Here is a 15751-nt window from a genome sequence, read left to right on the forward strand (position 1 = left end):
CGGGCGCGGGGCCGAGCCATTCGCGGTGGCATAGATGCTGCTAGTGTAGCACGCTCTGGTGCATGGGGAGGATAGCGGGATGCGAGGCTGCCTGTCTGACTTGGCCTTAGCGCTTCTTCTTGCCCTTCTTCTGCTTGCACTGCTTGCCCTTGTTGTCCTGGGGCTTGTCTGCCTTGTCTCCCTGCTTGGCCTCGGCTGCAGCCTTCTCGGCCTTCATTTTCTTCTTCTTGGTCTCGATGCGGAGCTTTTTGTTGATGCGCGCCTTAAGGAAGGAGCCAAACTGCTCGGCGTCGCCGCGAACAAAGGTGTCCTTGGGGATCGTCACGCCCTGGTCTGCGAACATGGCAACAAAGATGCGCTCGCCGTCGAGTACGTGGTCGAGCTTCTCAAACGGGAAGAACTGCGACTTGCCGCTCTTGCCCCAAACCATCAAGCCGTCCTCGTTGGCGGCGACGCGGCGATAGCGGCCACCCATGGACTTGTCGGCCTCGACGGCGTCGATAAAGTCGCGGGCGAGCGTGTGGTGCAGGTTTTTGCTCCACCAGGCCAAAAAGGCGCCGAACACGATCAGGACGACGCCAAACTTGATCCAGTTGCCGCCGGCCACCAACATGCCGATGCCGAGCAGCGCGGCAATTGCCGCGGCGACATACAGCGAGCCGCGACGCCTGGGCGAGGCGACCAAGCGGGCGAAGTCGGTGACGAGGTCGTTTTCGTACTGATACTCGTTGAGGTACAGGATGCCGTCGTCGGCTGCTGCCTGTTTCTCGAGCGCGACCTCGACCTGGTCGGCTGCTTCGGAGGGAACGAGGTTGCTCTCTGCGTCTGCCATGCTCTTTGGACTCCTATCGCGGCGGGCTCGCCGTACGGGTTATTATGAGTGCAGTATGCCGTGCGACCGCATGGCCGTCGCGGCAACAAAACTCAGTATACCCGGGGGAGCACCCATGGAATCGTTGTACCGAAAGTATCGCCCGCTCACCTTCGACTCCGTGGTGGGCCAGCAGCATATCGTCTCGACGCTCGAGCACGCCATCACCGAGGGACGCCTGTCCCACGCGTACCTGTTCTGCGGACCGCGCGGCACGGGCAAGACCACCATGGCGCGCATTCTGGCCAAGGCGCTGCTATGCCGCAATGCCGAGGCGGCGCGCGCCGAGGGCGCAAGCGGCTGCATGCCCGACGGCACTTGCGAAGAGTGCGAGCTCATCGCCGAGGGCAACCACCCCGATGTCTACGAGCTCGATGCCGCAAGCCGTACGGGCGTGGACAATGTGCGCGAGGAGATCATCAACTCCGTTAACTTTGCCCCGGTGCGTGGCAAGTACAAGATCTATATTATCGACGAGGTCCATATGCTCACGACGGCGGCGTTTAACGCGCTGCTCAAGACGCTCGAGGAGCCGCCGGCGCACGTGATCTTTGTGTTGTGCACCACCGATCCGCAAAAGATTCTGGAGACCATCCTCTCGCGCTGCCAGCGCTTCGATTTCCACCGCATCGGCAACGAGGATATCGAGCATCGTCTGTCCTACGTGTGCGAGCAGGAGGCCTTCGATTACGACGACGAGGCGCTGGCCATCGTGGCGCGCCATGCCAAGGGCGGCATGCGCGACGCGCTTTCCACGCTGGAGCAGCTGAGCGTTTTTGGCAACGGCGCCGTGCATGCGGACGATGCCCGCTCGCTTTTGGGCGAGGTTTCGGACCAGATCCTGGGCGAGTTTGCCCGTGCCATCGCCGAGCGTGATATTGCTGAACTCTATGGGCTCATTCGCGCACAGGTCGAGGAGGGCAATGACCTGCTTGAGCTGACGCGCGACCTGGTGGCGCACGTGCGCGACGTGTATGTGGCCTGCGTTGCCGGTACCCGTGCCGAGCTGTTTGAGGGCGGGGCCGAGCAGGCCGAGGCGCTTGCTGCCGAGGCCGCTGCCTTTGGCGGGCATCCGGCCGACCGTCTGGCCCGCGTGCTGACAGTGCTCGACGATGCCGCGTTGGAGATGAGGGGTGCGAGCGACGTGCGCCTGGTGCTCGAGATCGCCTGCACGCGCCTGGCACGTCCCGAGGCCGATCTGACCATTGAGGCCCTGGCCGAGCGCGTGGCACGCTTGGAGGCCATGGTCGCCAACGCCGCGGTGCCGGCGAGCGTGGCTGCTGCTCAGGCCGCCGCGCCTGCAACATCCGTACCCGCTGCTGCCCAGCAGCCGACACTGATCTCGGGTGCCCGAGCTGCCGCTCCGACGGCATCTGCCGCTCCCGCCGCTGCGTCTGCGCACCAGGGCGGCATGCCCTGGGACCGCGGCGCTGCCGCTCCGGCGGCCCAGCCCGCGCCGGCCCCCAAGCCCGCTGCGCCGGCATCTCAGCCTGCGCCGGCTCCGGCGCCTCAGCCCGTTGCGGCCCCCGTGCCTGCCACCGCTCCGGCACCTAAGCCCCAGTCCAACAATGCTGCCCAGGTTGCCGCCGTCGGTACTGCCGAGACGCCCGCGGTCGAGAATGCCGGAGAGCTGCAGCGCAAATGGGCCGAGGTCGTCGAGCGCGTCAAGGCGCGTCAGGCTTCCTGCGCAGGGCTTTTGCTCAACGCCCGCGCCACGGCCGACGACGGCTCCAAGCTCACCGTCTCGTTCCCTGCGGGCTCGACCTTTGCCATCAAGATGCTCGGCCGCGCTGACACGCAATCGGTGGTCCTGCCGACAGTCAGTGCGGTCTTCGGTCGTCGCACCGTCGACTATGTCCTGGATGGGGGTGTCAGGCCGGCTCCTCAACATGAGGAGCATTCTCCATCTGCACGGGCTGCGGCATCTGCGGACCCGCAACCCGTGTCCTCGGCGGCCCCTGCATCCTTGAGCGCCAGCGCGACGCAGCCAAAAGCGGCACCAGTAGCGGCACCGATCCCGTCGGTGACTGAACCCGCCGTGCCCAAACCGGCTGCTCCGATCCCCGCGTCCAAGCCCGCTGTCGCGCCTGCACCCAAGTCATCCAACCTGGCCAAGGCCCCCTGGCTGCGCTCCGACAACCCTGCCGGTGCTCCTGCCACGGGCAAGCTCCCGACCGAGCCCGCGCCCCGAGTGTCCGAGTGCGGGTCTGCTCCCAAGATTCAGCCGTCTGTGCAGGCTGCGCCATGGGAATCCGAGCAGGTACCCTACGACGACGCCGTGGTCGGCGGCTTCGCCGGCGATGCGAGCGGGGAAGATCTTCCTCCGTTCGACGTGCCTGCCGCGGCGCCTGCGCCCAGCCCTGCCGCTTCGGCCGCAGCTCCCGCGGCTGCGACGTCCGCTCCTGCAAGTGACGACGCCCTCGCTGCCCCTTGGGAGTCCAACCCCGGTGCCGGCAGTCCCTTCGGCCACCAGGGTGCAGCCCCGGGCATCCCGCAGACCGAGGACGAGGCCAAAGCCCTCATCCGTAGTGTCTTTGGCCAGTCCACCATCTTCAAGCCGGTGGAGTAACTATGCGGGCGGGTATATACGCCGAGTTGTGAGACCTTGCATAATTCGACCTTGCATAGTCTTGGGCGGCGCGTCACGCTAGAGGACATGTACATCGACTGAGTTAGCGCGACCGCCCCGCTCGTTTGCCCCGCGCCGTGGTACGATTTTTGAGTTTGAAAGTCCCGCCGTGCCCGGCTGCCCTTGCAGCTTGTCGCGCGACCACACGTAAAGGAGCCATCATGGCCGGTATGAACATGCAGCAGATGATGAAGCAGGCCCGCAAGATGCAGGAGCAGCTTGCCGCCGCGCAGGAGAACCTCAAGTCCCAGACCGTCGACGCCTCTGCCGGCGGCGGCATGGTCAAGGTGACTGTCAACGGCGAGATGGAGCTCGTCAACCTCACCATCGACCCCGATGCGCTCGATCCCGAGGACGTCGATATGCTGCAGGACATGATTATGGCTGCCGTCAACGAGGCCGTCCGCGGCGTCAACGAGCTCGCCAACAAGCAGATGGGCGCCATCGCCGGCGGCCTCAACATCCCGGGCATGCCGTTCTAAGACGCGCACATATATGAGTGCCAACCATAGTCTGCAAAAACTGCTCGATGAGCTGGGCCGTCTGCCGGGCATTGGCCCCAAATCGGCCCAGCGCATCGCCTACTACCTGCTCGAGGCCGACGCCGAGGAGGCGCGCCGCCTGGCCGAGGCCATTCTAGAGGTTAAGCAGGAAGTGCATTTTTGCAGCCGCTGCTTTAATTACGCCACCGCTGACGAGTGCTCCATCTGCCAAGACTCGATGCGCGACACCACCCGCATCTGCGTGGTGGGTGAGCCGCGCGATGTCCAGGCGATTGAGCGCACGGGCAGCTACCACGGCCTCTACCACGTGCTGGGCGGCGTGATCAGCCCCATGGACAAGATCGGCCCCGAGCAGCTGCACATCCGCGAGTTGCTGGCGCGCTTGGGCCACGAGGACATCCACGAGGTCATTATCGCCACCAACCCCAACATTGAGGGCGAGACCACGGCGAGCTACCTTGCCCGCACCATCAAGCCTCTGGGCGTCGAGGTGTCGCGTCTGGCGAGCGGCCTGCCCGTGGGCGGCGACCTGGAGTATGCTGACGAGCTTACGCTCGGCCGTGCTATCGAGGCCCGTCGTGCGATCTAGGCGACGTCAGCTCCGCGGCATGTCCCGTCGGCCTGCCGCACGGGGCGCTCATAATTGGGCACGCGTTCATGCATTTGTTGCGCAACAAACCTGCTTTTCATCCGCTTATCGCGTGGATGGGTCCACTCGCACCTCGTATTTGCCCATTCGTTGCACAACCTTTTGGGTTCGCTGATACACTCAAATGTGGATATGAAAGAATGCGCCGCTTTTAAGCGGCGTGTTTTTGTTGGAGGAGAACGCATGCGGCCCGCTAGCACTCAGACAAAGCATGGCGCCGCGGTGCGCATGCGACGCCGGCTGGGCCTGGCGCCTCGGGCGTACGTGCTGCTGTCTTGCTCGCTCGTGCTGGTCATAGCCGGTGTTTCGGCTTATGGCATGCCGGTGCCGTCCATGGTACAGGCGTATGCTGCGCGCGAGCTGTATATTGGGCGCAAGGCCAAAAGCGACTTGGGAACGACAACCGGATATGCGTGGGCGAGCGTGTTCGGGCGCACCGTGTTTGGCGTCGATCCCGCGGACGAGGGCGAGCGGGCGTCCAACGAGATCACGCTGGCAAACGGCAAGACTATCGTGCTCACCAACAACAAGGTCATTACGAAGCTTTCCAATAACAGCGTGGCTTCTGTCGTTAACGAGGCGGAGCAGCAGAAGGGGCAGGACGCCCAACAGACAGGCAAGCCCGGCGGTTCGGGTTCGTCTGGCTCCAGCTCCGATTCGTCGGGCGGCGGTTCCGGTTCGGGCTCCGCCTCTGGCGGTGGATCTTCGAGTGGCAGCTCGACGGACGGCGGTGCCGGCGGCGACACGGGCTCGGGTGGTCTCTCGGCTGCCGAGGAGGAGAGTATTCACAGCTGGCTCGTGACCAAATACAACATGCTCGATGGCTATGTCGCCCGCGCCAATAGCGTGGTTTCGACCTATAACGCAACAGGCGATACCGGGCCGTGCGACAGCCTGGCCAACGATATGTTTGTCATCCGTGCCGAGTTTGGCCGGCAAACGTTTTCTCCCAAGTCAAAGTGGTATCAGCAATACGCCAACCTATGGGGCTGCTACACCAATCTGTGCCAATGGGTGGGGCATTACGGCGATGACGACGTCGCGCTCAACAACTTCAATACCAAAGTGGCGGCGATCGCCCTATGACGAATAGCCTTGCTTCTGTGGCAACCCAGTCGCTCAGCCGTGATCCCATGGTGGGCCTGCGCCTGGCGCGCGTTGGAGGGTTTGAGCCCGCCATTGCGCTGGGCCCGGATGAGCTTCCCGACTACCTGCGCCGTTTTACGATGCTGTTTGCCGATGACGCCACCATGCGCCGCGGCGGTATCGGCCGCGTGACGCGTGCCGTCAACGCGCAGGGCGAGGCCGTGGCACTCAAGCAGCTCATCTTACCAACGCGCGACGAATTTGATGACGATGTCGCCCACGAGGCGCTGGTCACCAAGTTCAAGGCGGCGTTTCGCGAGGAATATGAATGCCATCGCGCCCTTTCGGGCCTTAGAGGCTTTCCCCGCCTGTATGGATGGGGCGAGGTTGACGGCGTGCCCGCGATTGTCATGGAGTGGGTCGAGGGCGAGACGCTCGCTCGCCTGCGCTCGCGCCTTGCCGTGGACGATGCCGGGCGTCTGTCGCCGCTCGTGGCGGCGCGCCTGGGTCGCGACCTGTTCGATCTGCTCTGCCGCATGAGCTTGGTAGGCGAGGGGTTCGTCCATCGCGATATCTCGCCCGCTAATATTATGGTGCGCACGGCGCGCCTGCCGCTCGACCGACAGCTTGCCGAAGGCACCTTCGACCTGTGCTTGATCGACTTTGGCTCTTCGCTGGCGCTCGAGCCCGCCTCTGCGGTGGCCGGCACCGGCGGCAAGGCGTCGTTTACCGAGCGCTATGCCACGTTGCGCCGCGCGACGGTGGCCTACGCCCCGCCCGAGATGCTCACCGACGATATCCCCGACCTGCGCATGCTTCGCATGTCGCCGGCAATCGATGTCTATGCAGCGGCGAGTACGGTCTACGAGCTCATCGCCGGTGTCGCGCCGTACGAAGTGGCGCCGGGTGCGTCGGGTACTTCGGGCTCGCGCAAAAAGACGTGCGATATCGCCAGCCCTTATCGCCTCAAGATGGATACGCTGCCCGATTATCCCGTTGGCGCCCACGCGCCCGGCTGCGACTTGACGCAACTGCTGCGACGCGAGCCCGATGTGGCACTTGCCGCGGCCGAACAGGCTCAGCAGCTGGGACTCGATCCAAATTCCGAGGATCTGCGCGATGCGCTGGCGTTTGTCGATGCCCAGTTGTTCGACGTGGTCATGGCCTGCCTGTCCTGCCATCAGGAAGATCGTCCCGAGCCGGCTGCGGTGGAGGCGGCGCTCTCGGCATTTTGCGACCACTATGCGCAAAATGTCGCCCGCTCGCTTCGCGCCGAGCCGCTCTTGCCGTGCCCGATGGAGGTATCGGGGCACACAGCCCGGCGTGCGGCGATGGTTGGGGCGACGGCGGTATGCGGCGTGCTTTGGGCTGTGGTCGTGGTATCAGCTGCGCTGTTGGCGTCGGGCGCCCATGTGACACTCGTCGTGGGACCGCTTATGTGGTCCGGGAAGCTGCCGGCCATTATCGCCGCACTGGCGTTGGCACCGCCGGGCATGGTGGGCATCGCTGCCGGCGCCATGGCACACGATCGTCGCACGGGGTTCCTGCATGGCGTACTGGCGCTTTCTGCCTGCGAGGTTCCGGTGCTGATCGCGGTTGCATGCACCGTGTTTTCCCAGCGCGCCGTAGCGAGCGGCTTCGTTGCCGCCTTAATTGCAACCTATGCGCTCACGTGGTTTTTGCTGGCGATGGGGTTTGCCTTTGAGCTTCCCGTCGTGTCAGCGCGACGTGCGAAAATTTCCATGGCGACGCCGCTTGCCGGCGGAGCCGCGGCTGCTCGCGCCTTTGGCGGGCCGGCCGAAGTATCCGACACTATCTCTGCGACCAAGGAGGGCTAAGCCATGGCTTCTCAAGCTGAGCTCACCCCGTGCGGGGCAATGTTTGACATCTTTAAGCGCGCAGCGCACCTGAGTCATATCGAACTGTGCGGCCTGGTGCTCTCGAGCCGCCCGCTCGTCGACGGCCGTAGTCCGCAGAGCCGTGCTGCCGATCGCTCTTGGGTTTCGCGCTTTATCGTGCGCGCGCCGGTCGGCACGCTGCAGGAACGTTATTTTGCCGATTACGGCACCTCGGCCGCGCGCATTATGTCGCAGCTGGCCCTGCGCCGCCGCAATCCCATGGACGCCGCGGCCGTGACCAACATGGTGTGCGGCCCCGCTGGCGAGCCCATGGTGCGGGCACTCGAGGAATGCCATCAGGACACGAATCTCTATCGCAATGCGCTCGAGCGCCTGTCGCAGGCGGCTGAGCTCATGCCCGCCGAGCGCGCCGAGGCCATCCTGGTGCTGTTTGTCGCCGTGGGCTGCTCGGCAGATGTCCGCTCGTCGGTGACCTATGCCCTCGACTACGCTCATGCGACCTGTGGCGGCGCCACGTCGACGCCGCGCTCGCTGAGCACCTCGACGGTCACGGGCGAGCGCGAGGCGGCGCCTGCGCACCCGTTGGGACTGCTGCGCGTGCAAAACGGCTACGTGGTGAGCGCCCCGCGCTGGATTCAGCCGAGTGAGGAGGGCGTCGAGATCGGCGCGCTGGCGACGGGGGAGGGCGATATCACCGATGTGGGCGATGACGTTTCGGCTCGCCATGCCCACGTGTGGTGCGATGACCAAAATGTCTGGTACGTCGAGGACCTGTCGTCCACCAACGGAACTGTGGTGGTAAACGGCGCGACGAACGTCTGCACCCAGGTCGAGCCCGGCCGCTCCGCTCAGCTCAACCCCGGTGACGAGCTCAGGCTCGGAGAATCCACAGCCTACGCCATCCTCCTCGGCGCCCTCTGACTCATCTCCTAAATAAGTTGCGGTGAAATAGGGACTGTTTAAGGCTACGGCCGGCAAAAACAGTCCCTATTTCACCGCAACTGCCATTTGGTCCCTCGGTGACGGAAGGATTATTTTTGCCCTTGATGGTCGCTCGGGGTAAACCTTTACCGCCCGCCTATATTTGTCGAAATTACACTTGACGGCGGGGTACAATAAACTCGCATGCGGATTTCCGTTGCGGGCGCTTCCCATCACCGGGGCGTGCCCGGGAGCATCCGGCATGCGGCCTTTGCGGCGCTCGATCATGTGCAAGACGGGTAGCTGGGCCTGTGGAGCGCGTGCAGCCTCCTCGCCTCGGCATGCCTTCTCTCCACGCCATGTATCTGCTGCTGAGTCCGCCTGTCAGATGACTGGAAGCAACAGCGAAAATCCCATCACGCCAACATCCCGGTAATCGCCGGGGCCTGTATACCTATATGAGAGGAGAGGGGTATATGGCGCGTAAGTTTAAGTCTATGGACGGCAACGAGGCGGCCGCATATGTTTCGTATGCGTACACCGAGGTAGCGGGAATTTATCCCATTACGCCGTCCAGCCCGATGGCCGACCATGTCGACCAGTGGGCGGCCCAGGGTCGCAAGAACATCTTTGGCACCCCGGTCAAGGTCGTCGAGATGGAGTCTGAGGCGGGTGCAGCCGGTACCGTTCACGGTTCGCTGGGCGCCGGTGCTCTGACCACCACCTACACGGCTTCTCAGGGCCTGCTCCTGATGATCCCGAACATGTACAAGATCGCGGGCGAGCAGCTCCCGGGCGTCTTCCACGTCTCCGCGCGTTGCGTCGCTTCCCACGCCCTGAACATCTTTGGCGATCACTCCGACGTCATGGCCTGCCGCCAGACCGGTTTCGCCATGCTCGCCGAGGGCAACGTCCAGGAGGTCATGGACCTCTCGCCGGTGGCTCACCTTGCCGCCATCGAGGGTAAGACCCCGTTCCTCAACTTCTTCGACGGCTTCCGCACCAGCCACGAGATCCAGAAGGTCGCCATGTGGGACTACAAGGATCTTGCCGAGATGTGCGACATGGACGCCGTCCAGGCTTTCCGCGACCACGCGCTCAACCCTGAGCACCCGCACACCCGCGGCAGCCATGAGAACGGCGACATCTTCTTCCAGAACCGCGAGGCCTGCAACAAGGTCTACGACGAGCTCCCTGCCGTCGTCGAGGGCTACATGAAGAAGATCAACGAGAAGCTCGGCACCGATTACGGCCTGTTCAACTACTACGGCGCTCCCGATGCCGATCGCGTCGTCGTGTGCATGGGCTCCTTCTGCGACGTGCTCGAGGAAGTCATCGACTACCTCAACGCTCACGGTGAGAAGGTCGGCCTGGTCAAGGTTCGCCTGTTCCGTCCGTTCTCCATCAAGCACTTCGTGGACGTTCTCCCCGAGACCGTCCAGAAGATCGCCGTCATGGACCGCACCAAGGAGCCGGGTTCCATCGGCGAGCCGCTCTACCAGGACGTCGTCTCCGCTCTCTACGAGGCCGGCAAGACGGGTATCAAGGTCGTCGGCGGCCGTTACGGCCTGGGCAGCAAGGACACGCCTCCCGCGTCCGCGTTTGCCGTCTTCGAGGAGCTCAAGAAGGACGAGCCCAAGCGCGAGTTCACCATCGGCATTGTCGATGACGTGACCAACCTGAGCCTGCCCGAGGCCGAGGATGCGCCCAACACCGCAGCTCCCGGCACCATCGAGTGCAAGTTCTGGGGTCTGGGTGGCGACGGTACCGTCGGCGCCAACAAGAACTCGATCAAGATCATCGGCGACCACACCGACAAGTACGTTCAGGCCTACTTCCAGTACGACTCCAAGAAGACCGGCGGCGTCACCGTCTCGCACCTGCGCTTTGGTGATTCCCCGATCCGCTCGCCGTACTACGTGACCAAGGCCGACTTTGTCGCTTGCCACAACCCCAGCTACATCGTCAAGGGCTTCAAGATGGTCCGCGACGTCAAGCCGGGCGGCACCTTCCTGGTCAACTGCCAGTGGAGCGATGAGGAGTTCGCCGAGCACATGCCCGCCGTGGCCAAGCGCTACATCGCGAACAACAACGTCAACGTCTACCTGATCGACGCGATCGACCTGGCCGCCAAGGTTGGCATGGGCAAGCGCACCAACACGGTGCTCCAGTCCGCCTTCTTCGCGCTGGCCAAGGTCCTGCCCGCCGAGGACGCCCTGCAGTACATGAAGGACGCGGCTACCAAGTCCTACATGAAGAAGGGCCAGGCCATCGTCGACGCCAACCACAAGGCCATCGATGCCGGCGCTACCGCCTTCCGTAAGTTCGAGGTTCCGGCCGACTGGGCTACCGCCGAGGACGCCGCTCCTGTCGAGCTTTCCGAGGAGACCAAGTCCGCTATCGCCCAGCAGGTCAAGAACCTGCTCGAGCCCATCGATCGCATGGATGGCGACAGCCTGCCCGTTTCTGCCTTTGTCGATTGTGCCGACGGTCAGTTTGAGCTGGGCGCCTCCGCATACGAGAAGCGCGGCGTCGCCGTGGTCGTTCCTCACTGGGACGAGACCAAGTGCATCCAGTGCAACCAGTGCGCCTATGTGTGCCCGCATGCCACCATCCGTCCGTTCGCGATGACCGAGGACGAGGCTGCCGCCGCGCCCGAGGCTACCCGTACGCTCGACGCCATGGGTCCCAAGGCCAAGGGCATGAAGTTCACCATGGCTGTGTCCCCGCTCGACTGCATGGGCTGCACCAACTGCGCCAAGGTCTGCCCCAAGGGCGCCCTCGAGATGGTTCCCACCGAGCAGGAGATGGATCAGCAGCCCGTTTGGGACTACATGGTCAAGAACGTCTCCGAGAAGAAGGAACTCATCGCGGCCAACGTCAAGGGCAGCCAGTTTAAGCAGCCCTACCTGGAGTTCTCCGGCTCCTGCGCCGGCTGCGCCGAGACCGCTTATGCACGTCTGGTGACCCAGGTCGCCGGCGACCGCATGTTCATCTCCAACGCCACCGGCTGCTCCTCCATTTGGGGCAACCCCGCTGCCACCGCTCCTTACTGCAAGGACAAGGACGGTCACGGCCCGGCGTGGAACAACTCCCTGTTCGAGGACAATGCTGAGCACGGTCTGGGCATGGCCATCGGTTACGAGGCCGTCCAGAATAAGCTGATCGCCGCCACCCAGGAGCTCATCGCCGCTGACGGTCCGTCCGACGAGCTCAAGGCCGCCGGTCAGGCTTGGATCGACTCCGTCAACGACGCCGAGGCCTCCAAGACTGCTGCCGCCGCCTACGTTGCCGAGCTCGAGAAGTGCGGCTGCGACGCTTCCAAGGCGATCCTCGCCGACAAGGCTTACCTCACCAAGAAGTCCTTCTGGATCTTCGGTGGCGACGGTTGGGCCTACGACATCGGCTTCGGTGGCCTGGACCACGTCCTGGCTTCTGGCCACAACGTCAACGTCTTCGTCTTCGACACCGAGGTCTACTCCAACACCGGCGGTCAGGCCTCCAAGGCTTCGAACCTGGGCCAGGTTGCTCAGTTCGCCGCTGCCGGCAAGGTGACCAAGAAGAAGTCTCTGGCCGAGATCGCTATGAGCTATGGTTACGTCTACGTGGCGCAGGTCGCCATGGGCGCCAACCCGGCTCAGACTCTCAAGGCCATCCACGAGGCCGAGGCCTACGACGGCCCGTCCCTCATCATCGGCTACAGCCCCTGCGAGATGCACTCCATCAAGAAGGGCGGCATGCAGAACTGCCAGGCCGAGATGAAGAAGGCTGTCGAGTGCGGTTACTGGAACCTCTTCCGCTTCAACCCCGAGGCTGCTGCCGGCAAGAAGTTCTCGCTCGATTCCAAGGAGCCCGCGGGCGGCTATCAGGAGTTCCTGATGAACGAGGCCCGTTACGCTTCGCTGACGCGTTCCTTCCCCGAGCGCGCCGAGGAGCTCTTCAAGGAGAACGAGCAGGCCGCTATGGACCGCTACGCTCACCTGCTGAAGCTCAAGACGGTGTACAACGAGGCCTAGGTCTCCCACCGCAGGATCTGAGGGCTAACCTTCGCGGACGTCCTCGGACATGAAAGAACCCCCGCTGCGCACTACGTGCGGCGGGGGTTCTTTCGTCCTGCGGAATGTCCGCGAAGGTTAGCCCTCAGATCCTGCTACGACTACGTCCTCGGATTGTGGGGCTGAATGAAGGACGTGGCTGAGGGGGCCTTTTGTCCCCTTCGCTGTTTCGCGGCTTTGCCGCGAAAGTCGCGCCACTTTGGGGATGGATGGAGGTTTTAGCTGTTGTTGCCTTCTGTCCCCGTGCTTTGGGGCTGGTTGCTTTTTGGAGCTCATCTATATTCCTTATGCTGGATGAAAAGCCCCATGTTTTTGTTGGGGTGCATACTCGTCTTAAAAATGTATAGAATCTCGTATAGTGCGAGTAAGATATTGCGCTGTCTGTTTTGTGTTTAGCAAAGATATAGTTTGCATAATCTAGTCTAATCCCTGCTATATCATAATAAAGTCGCACGTAAATAGCTTAGATATGCTTGAGCTGGGCATCTTTACGCTGAACGGGTAAAAACGACCGTTCACCGTTCAACTGTTTTCAAAATGAATAAAATGAGCGATAAAGAGAATATAAACCTTAATAAACTCGCGTATTGCACGGACGTGGGTTATTAATGGGGTGTAGGCCTTTTACAGAAAGGATTCCAGCAATGTCTAAGCCTCTTGGCAAGCCCGATCGTATTGTCGTCGCCCTTGGCGGCAACGCCCTCGGCAACAACCCCGTCGAGCAGATCGAGGCCGTGAGCAACACCGCCCACGCTCTCCTCGGCCTCATCGAGCAGGGTAACGAGATCATCATCACCCATGGCAACGGCCCGCAGGTCGGCATGATCCAGAATGCCTTCGCCGCCGCCCACGACGCCATCGGCACCCCCGAGATGCCGCTGCCCGAGTGCGGCGCCATGTCCCAGGGCTACATTGGCTATCACCTGCAGCAGGGCATCGGCCGCGAGATGCACAAGCGCTATAAGCGTTGGCACGCCGCCACCGTCGTCACCCAGATCGAGTGCGACCCGGATGATCCCGCGTTCAAGAACCCGACCAAGCCGATCGGCCCCTTCTACACCGAGGAGCAGGCCAAGGAGTTCATGGCCGAGGATCCCTCCAAGGTCTTCGTCGAGGATTCCGGCCGCGGCTGGCGCCGCGTCGTCGCCTCCCCCGATCCCAAGAAGATCGTCGAGGCCGACTCCATCCTCAACCTGCTCGACAACGAGTTCATCGTCATCGCCTGCGGTGGCGGCGGCATCCCCGTCGTCCGCGACTACGAGAACAAGGGTTGCTACAAGGGCGTTCCCGCCGTCATCGACAAGGACCTGGGCGGCGAGCTGCTGGCCGAGGACTGCGACGCCGACGTTCTGTTCCTGCTGACCGCCGTTGAGCATGTCGCCATCAACTTTGGCAAGCCCAACCAGGAGGAGCTCGAGGACCTCACCGCCGACGAGGCCGAGCGCCTGGCCGACGAGGGCCAGTTCGGTAAGGGTTCCATGGAGCCCAAGGTCCGTGCTGCCATCAAGTTCGCCCGTTCCCGCAAGGGCCGCACCTGCATTATCGGCGCCCTGGACAAGGCCGCCGAGACCATGGCCGGCCTCTCTGGTACCCGCATCCACGAGTAGTCTCTACTCTGTTGCCTCTCTTGTGGGCGCCAGGCAAAGCGCCCACAAACTAGCCTCTCTTCATGAGCCCCGCAGTCCGCTCCGACTGCGGGGCTTTTGCTATTGAGGTGACTGTTCATGAGAAGCGCTGAAGACCGCGGAAACCCGGCACTTGGGGACGTTCCTTTTCTGCCGGCATCTTGGGACAGTCCTTTTCGGCAGTGCGAGCGGTCGTCTGCAAAGACCGTCCCCAGTGGCTAGTCATTTAATGGCTGGTCATTTAAGTCTGTCCCCAATGACTAGTAGTAGGCCCACATGGCTTCGATTTCGTTGAGGACTTCTACGACGCCCCAACGGCGGGCGCTACGGCTGGGCGAATTGGGATCGTAGACACCGATGTGGCCGGCGTCGTCAATGCCGTAGAGGACGATGTAATGACCCACGTTGGTAAACGTGCCGGGACGCACGACGGCGATTACGGGAGCATCCGAGCGCAAGGCCTGGGCCATCGAGTCTCGGTCGTTGTAGAGCTGCGTCCCGTTAAGCCCCAGCTGCGCGGCGCCGCTCGTCATAAACGACCACTCGGTGGCACCGGTGGGGGCATAGTTGCCCGCCTCGGAAAGGGCGCACATATCGACCGGTGTCATATCGGTGCGCCCCGTTTTAAAGATGTAGATCATGGTGAGGCAGGTGGGTCCGCAGCCGTTTTGGCGGATGGTTCCACCGGCGTAGGGCAGCTCCGACCATGCGGGGTCGATCTGGTAGATATGCGGCATGGTGCCGGCACTCCACTGCGAACGTGGGGTCGAAAAAGCAAACGAGTGGCCGGGTGCGACTGGGGCTTTGAGGAGCTTTTCCTCGGCGGTGGGCTCTAGGCCGGCAGAGCCATGCGAGGCACACGACCCCAGATACACAAAGGCCAGACATGCCATGATGGAGCACAGGGCAAGAAAGAGACGATGAATCTGCGGATTGGCGGCCCGGCCGCGTCCCAGCGGCCGTGGCTGCTTTGCGCCGCGTCCGCCGCGGGGCTTCGAAAAGAAACGGCTGATGTGGTTGTCAGACTTTCGCCGATCGATTTTCTGCCGCCGAGGCACTTCGGCCCGGCGTTGACGGGTGCCCGAGCGTGGGCGATCCGCTTGACGCGTGCTGGTATTCTGCGGCATAGACGACAAGGGGCGATCCTGCGGACGCTGCGGCCCGTCGTTGTCAGAAACACTCCTGGATGCTGGCGTGGTACGCCCGGCAAGGCGAACGTTTCGCTGTCGTTCGCCGCCGTTGTATTCGTATGCCATTTGCACCGCCTCGTCTCATGTATAACCCGTCCATCCTACAAAAAAGACGTGCAGCAAATGAGGACATACACCAAAACCTCGGTAAGCGGCATGGACGGGAGCGAGCCTGGCGTCATAAAGCGACGCCCTCCGCGAGCGATTGAGTCGCATCATCAAAACGGACGCCCGCACCGAGTGGCGCCCCTCGCCGTTCGTCCCAAAAACGGCGCCGCTCGTTTTGCAGTTCTGCCTTCGGTCGAGCTACGAGTGGCGTTGCTGTGCCAAGGCCGTATCTTAAAGCCATGAAATAAAAAGTGC

11 protein-coding genes are annotated in these 15751 nt (G+C 63.0%); 9 read left to right on the top strand and 2 right to left on the bottom strand.

The annotated features are described in order from the left end of the window. Positions 1-106: 106 nt before the first annotated feature. Positions 107-832 carry a hypothetical protein gene (locus ACTQV4_RS00920; RefSeq protein WP_427719328.1) on the bottom strand — a complete coding sequence of 242 codons (726 nt, stop codon included), beginning with the start codon at positions 830-832 and terminating at the stop codon, positions 107-109. Between the two features lie 115 nt (positions 833-947). Here ACTQV4_RS00920 and dnaX point away from each other — a divergent pair, with 115 nt between their 5' ends. From dnaX to arcC, 9 genes are all read left to right on the top strand, one after another. Beyond that, complete coding sequence (gene dnaX / locus ACTQV4_RS00925; RefSeq protein WP_441569030.1) at positions 948-3440, top strand: DNA polymerase III subunit gamma/tau; 2493 nt, start codon at positions 948-950, stop codon at positions 3438-3440. 221 nt (positions 3441-3661) lie between these two features. Then, the gene (locus ACTQV4_RS00930) at positions 3662-3982 is read left to right on the top strand and encodes a YbaB/EbfC family nucleoid-associated protein (protein ID WP_427719331.1); all 321 of its coding nucleotides are present in this window, start codon (positions 3662-3664) and stop codon (positions 3980-3982) included. Between the two features lie 13 nt (positions 3983-3995). Next, positions 3996-4592 (top strand): recombination mediator RecR, encoded by a 597-nt coding sequence (gene recR, locus ACTQV4_RS00935; protein WP_099432550.1) that lies wholly within the window; start codon positions 3996-3998, stop codon positions 4590-4592. A 243-nt stretch (positions 4593-4835) separates the two neighbouring features. Then, a complete protein-coding gene (locus tag ACTQV4_RS00940; RefSeq protein ID WP_441569032.1) occupies positions 4836-5738 on the top strand; it encodes a hypothetical protein in 903 nt (300 codons plus the stop codon). Continuing rightward, the gene (locus ACTQV4_RS00945) at positions 5735-7576 is read left to right on the top strand and encodes a serine/threonine protein kinase (protein ID WP_441563578.1); all 1842 of its coding nucleotides are present in this window, start codon (positions 5735-5737) and stop codon (positions 7574-7576) included. The genes ACTQV4_RS00940 and ACTQV4_RS00945 overlap by 4 nt, the downstream gene beginning before the upstream one ends. A 3-nt stretch (positions 7577-7579) precedes the next feature. After that, a complete protein-coding gene (locus ACTQV4_RS00950; RefSeq protein ID WP_441563579.1) occupies positions 7580-8518 on the top strand; it encodes an FHA domain-containing protein in 939 nt (312 codons plus the stop codon). 476 nt (positions 8519-8994) lie between these two features. Further along, positions 8995-12534: a pyruvate:ferredoxin (flavodoxin) oxidoreductase gene (gene nifJ / locus ACTQV4_RS00955; protein WP_427794097.1), complete on the top strand. Its 3540-nt coding sequence runs from the start codon at positions 8995-8997 to the stop codon at positions 12532-12534. Positions 12535-12725: 191 nt separating this feature from the next. Next, positions 12726-12920 (top strand): hypothetical protein, encoded by a 195-nt coding sequence (locus ACTQV4_RS00960; RefSeq protein WP_441569034.1) that lies wholly within the window; start codon positions 12726-12728, stop codon positions 12918-12920. A 297-nt stretch (positions 12921-13217) separates the two neighbouring features. Continuing rightward, positions 13218-14180, top strand: coding sequence for a carbamate kinase (arcC, locus tag ACTQV4_RS00965; protein ID WP_006235166.1), 963 nt, complete (start codon positions 13218-13220; stop codon positions 14178-14180). Positions 14181-14458: 278 nt separating this feature from the next. Here arcC and ACTQV4_RS00970 read toward each other — a convergent pair whose 3' ends face one another. Next, positions 14459-15091, bottom strand: coding sequence for a C39 family peptidase (locus tag ACTQV4_RS00970; protein WP_441569036.1), 633 nt, complete (start codon positions 15089-15091; stop codon positions 14459-14461). Positions 15092-15751 lie beyond the last annotated feature (660 nt).

Source organism: Collinsella sp. LCP19S3_B11 (genome assembly GCF_052121915.1).
Classification (GTDB): Bacteria; Actinomycetota; Coriobacteriia; order Coriobacteriales; family Coriobacteriaceae; genus Collinsella.

Coding starts and splice junctions, on each gene's coding strand:
- ACTQV4_RS00920 (WP_427719328.1), bottom strand. CDS start 832: ATGGCAGACGCAGAGAGCAACCTCGTTCCCTCCGAAGCAGCCGACCAG.
- dnaX (WP_441569030.1), top strand. CDS start 948: ATGGAATCGTTGTACCGAAAGTATCGCCCGCTCACCTTCGACTCCGTG.
- ACTQV4_RS00930 (WP_427719331.1), top strand. CDS start 3,662: ATGGCCGGTATGAACATGCAGCAGATGATGAAGCAGGCCCGCAAGATG.
- recR (WP_099432550.1), top strand. CDS start 3,996: ATGAGTGCCAACCATAGTCTGCAAAAACTGCTCGATGAGCTGGGCCGT.
- ACTQV4_RS00940 (WP_441569032.1), top strand. CDS start 4,836: ATGCGGCCCGCTAGCACTCAGACAAAGCATGGCGCCGCGGTGCGCATG.
- ACTQV4_RS00945 (WP_441563578.1), top strand. CDS start 5,735: ATGACGAATAGCCTTGCTTCTGTGGCAACCCAGTCGCTCAGCCGTGAT.
- ACTQV4_RS00950 (WP_441563579.1), top strand. CDS start 7,580: ATGGCTTCTCAAGCTGAGCTCACCCCGTGCGGGGCAATGTTTGACATC.
- nifJ (WP_427794097.1), top strand. CDS start 8,995: ATGGCGCGTAAGTTTAAGTCTATGGACGGCAACGAGGCGGCCGCATAT.
- arcC (WP_006235166.1), top strand. CDS start 13,218: ATGTCTAAGCCTCTTGGCAAGCCCGATCGTATTGTCGTCGCCCTTGGC.
- ACTQV4_RS00970 (WP_441569036.1), bottom strand. CDS start 15,091: ATGGCATGTCTGGCCTTTGTGTATCTGGGGTCGTGTGCCTCGCATGGC.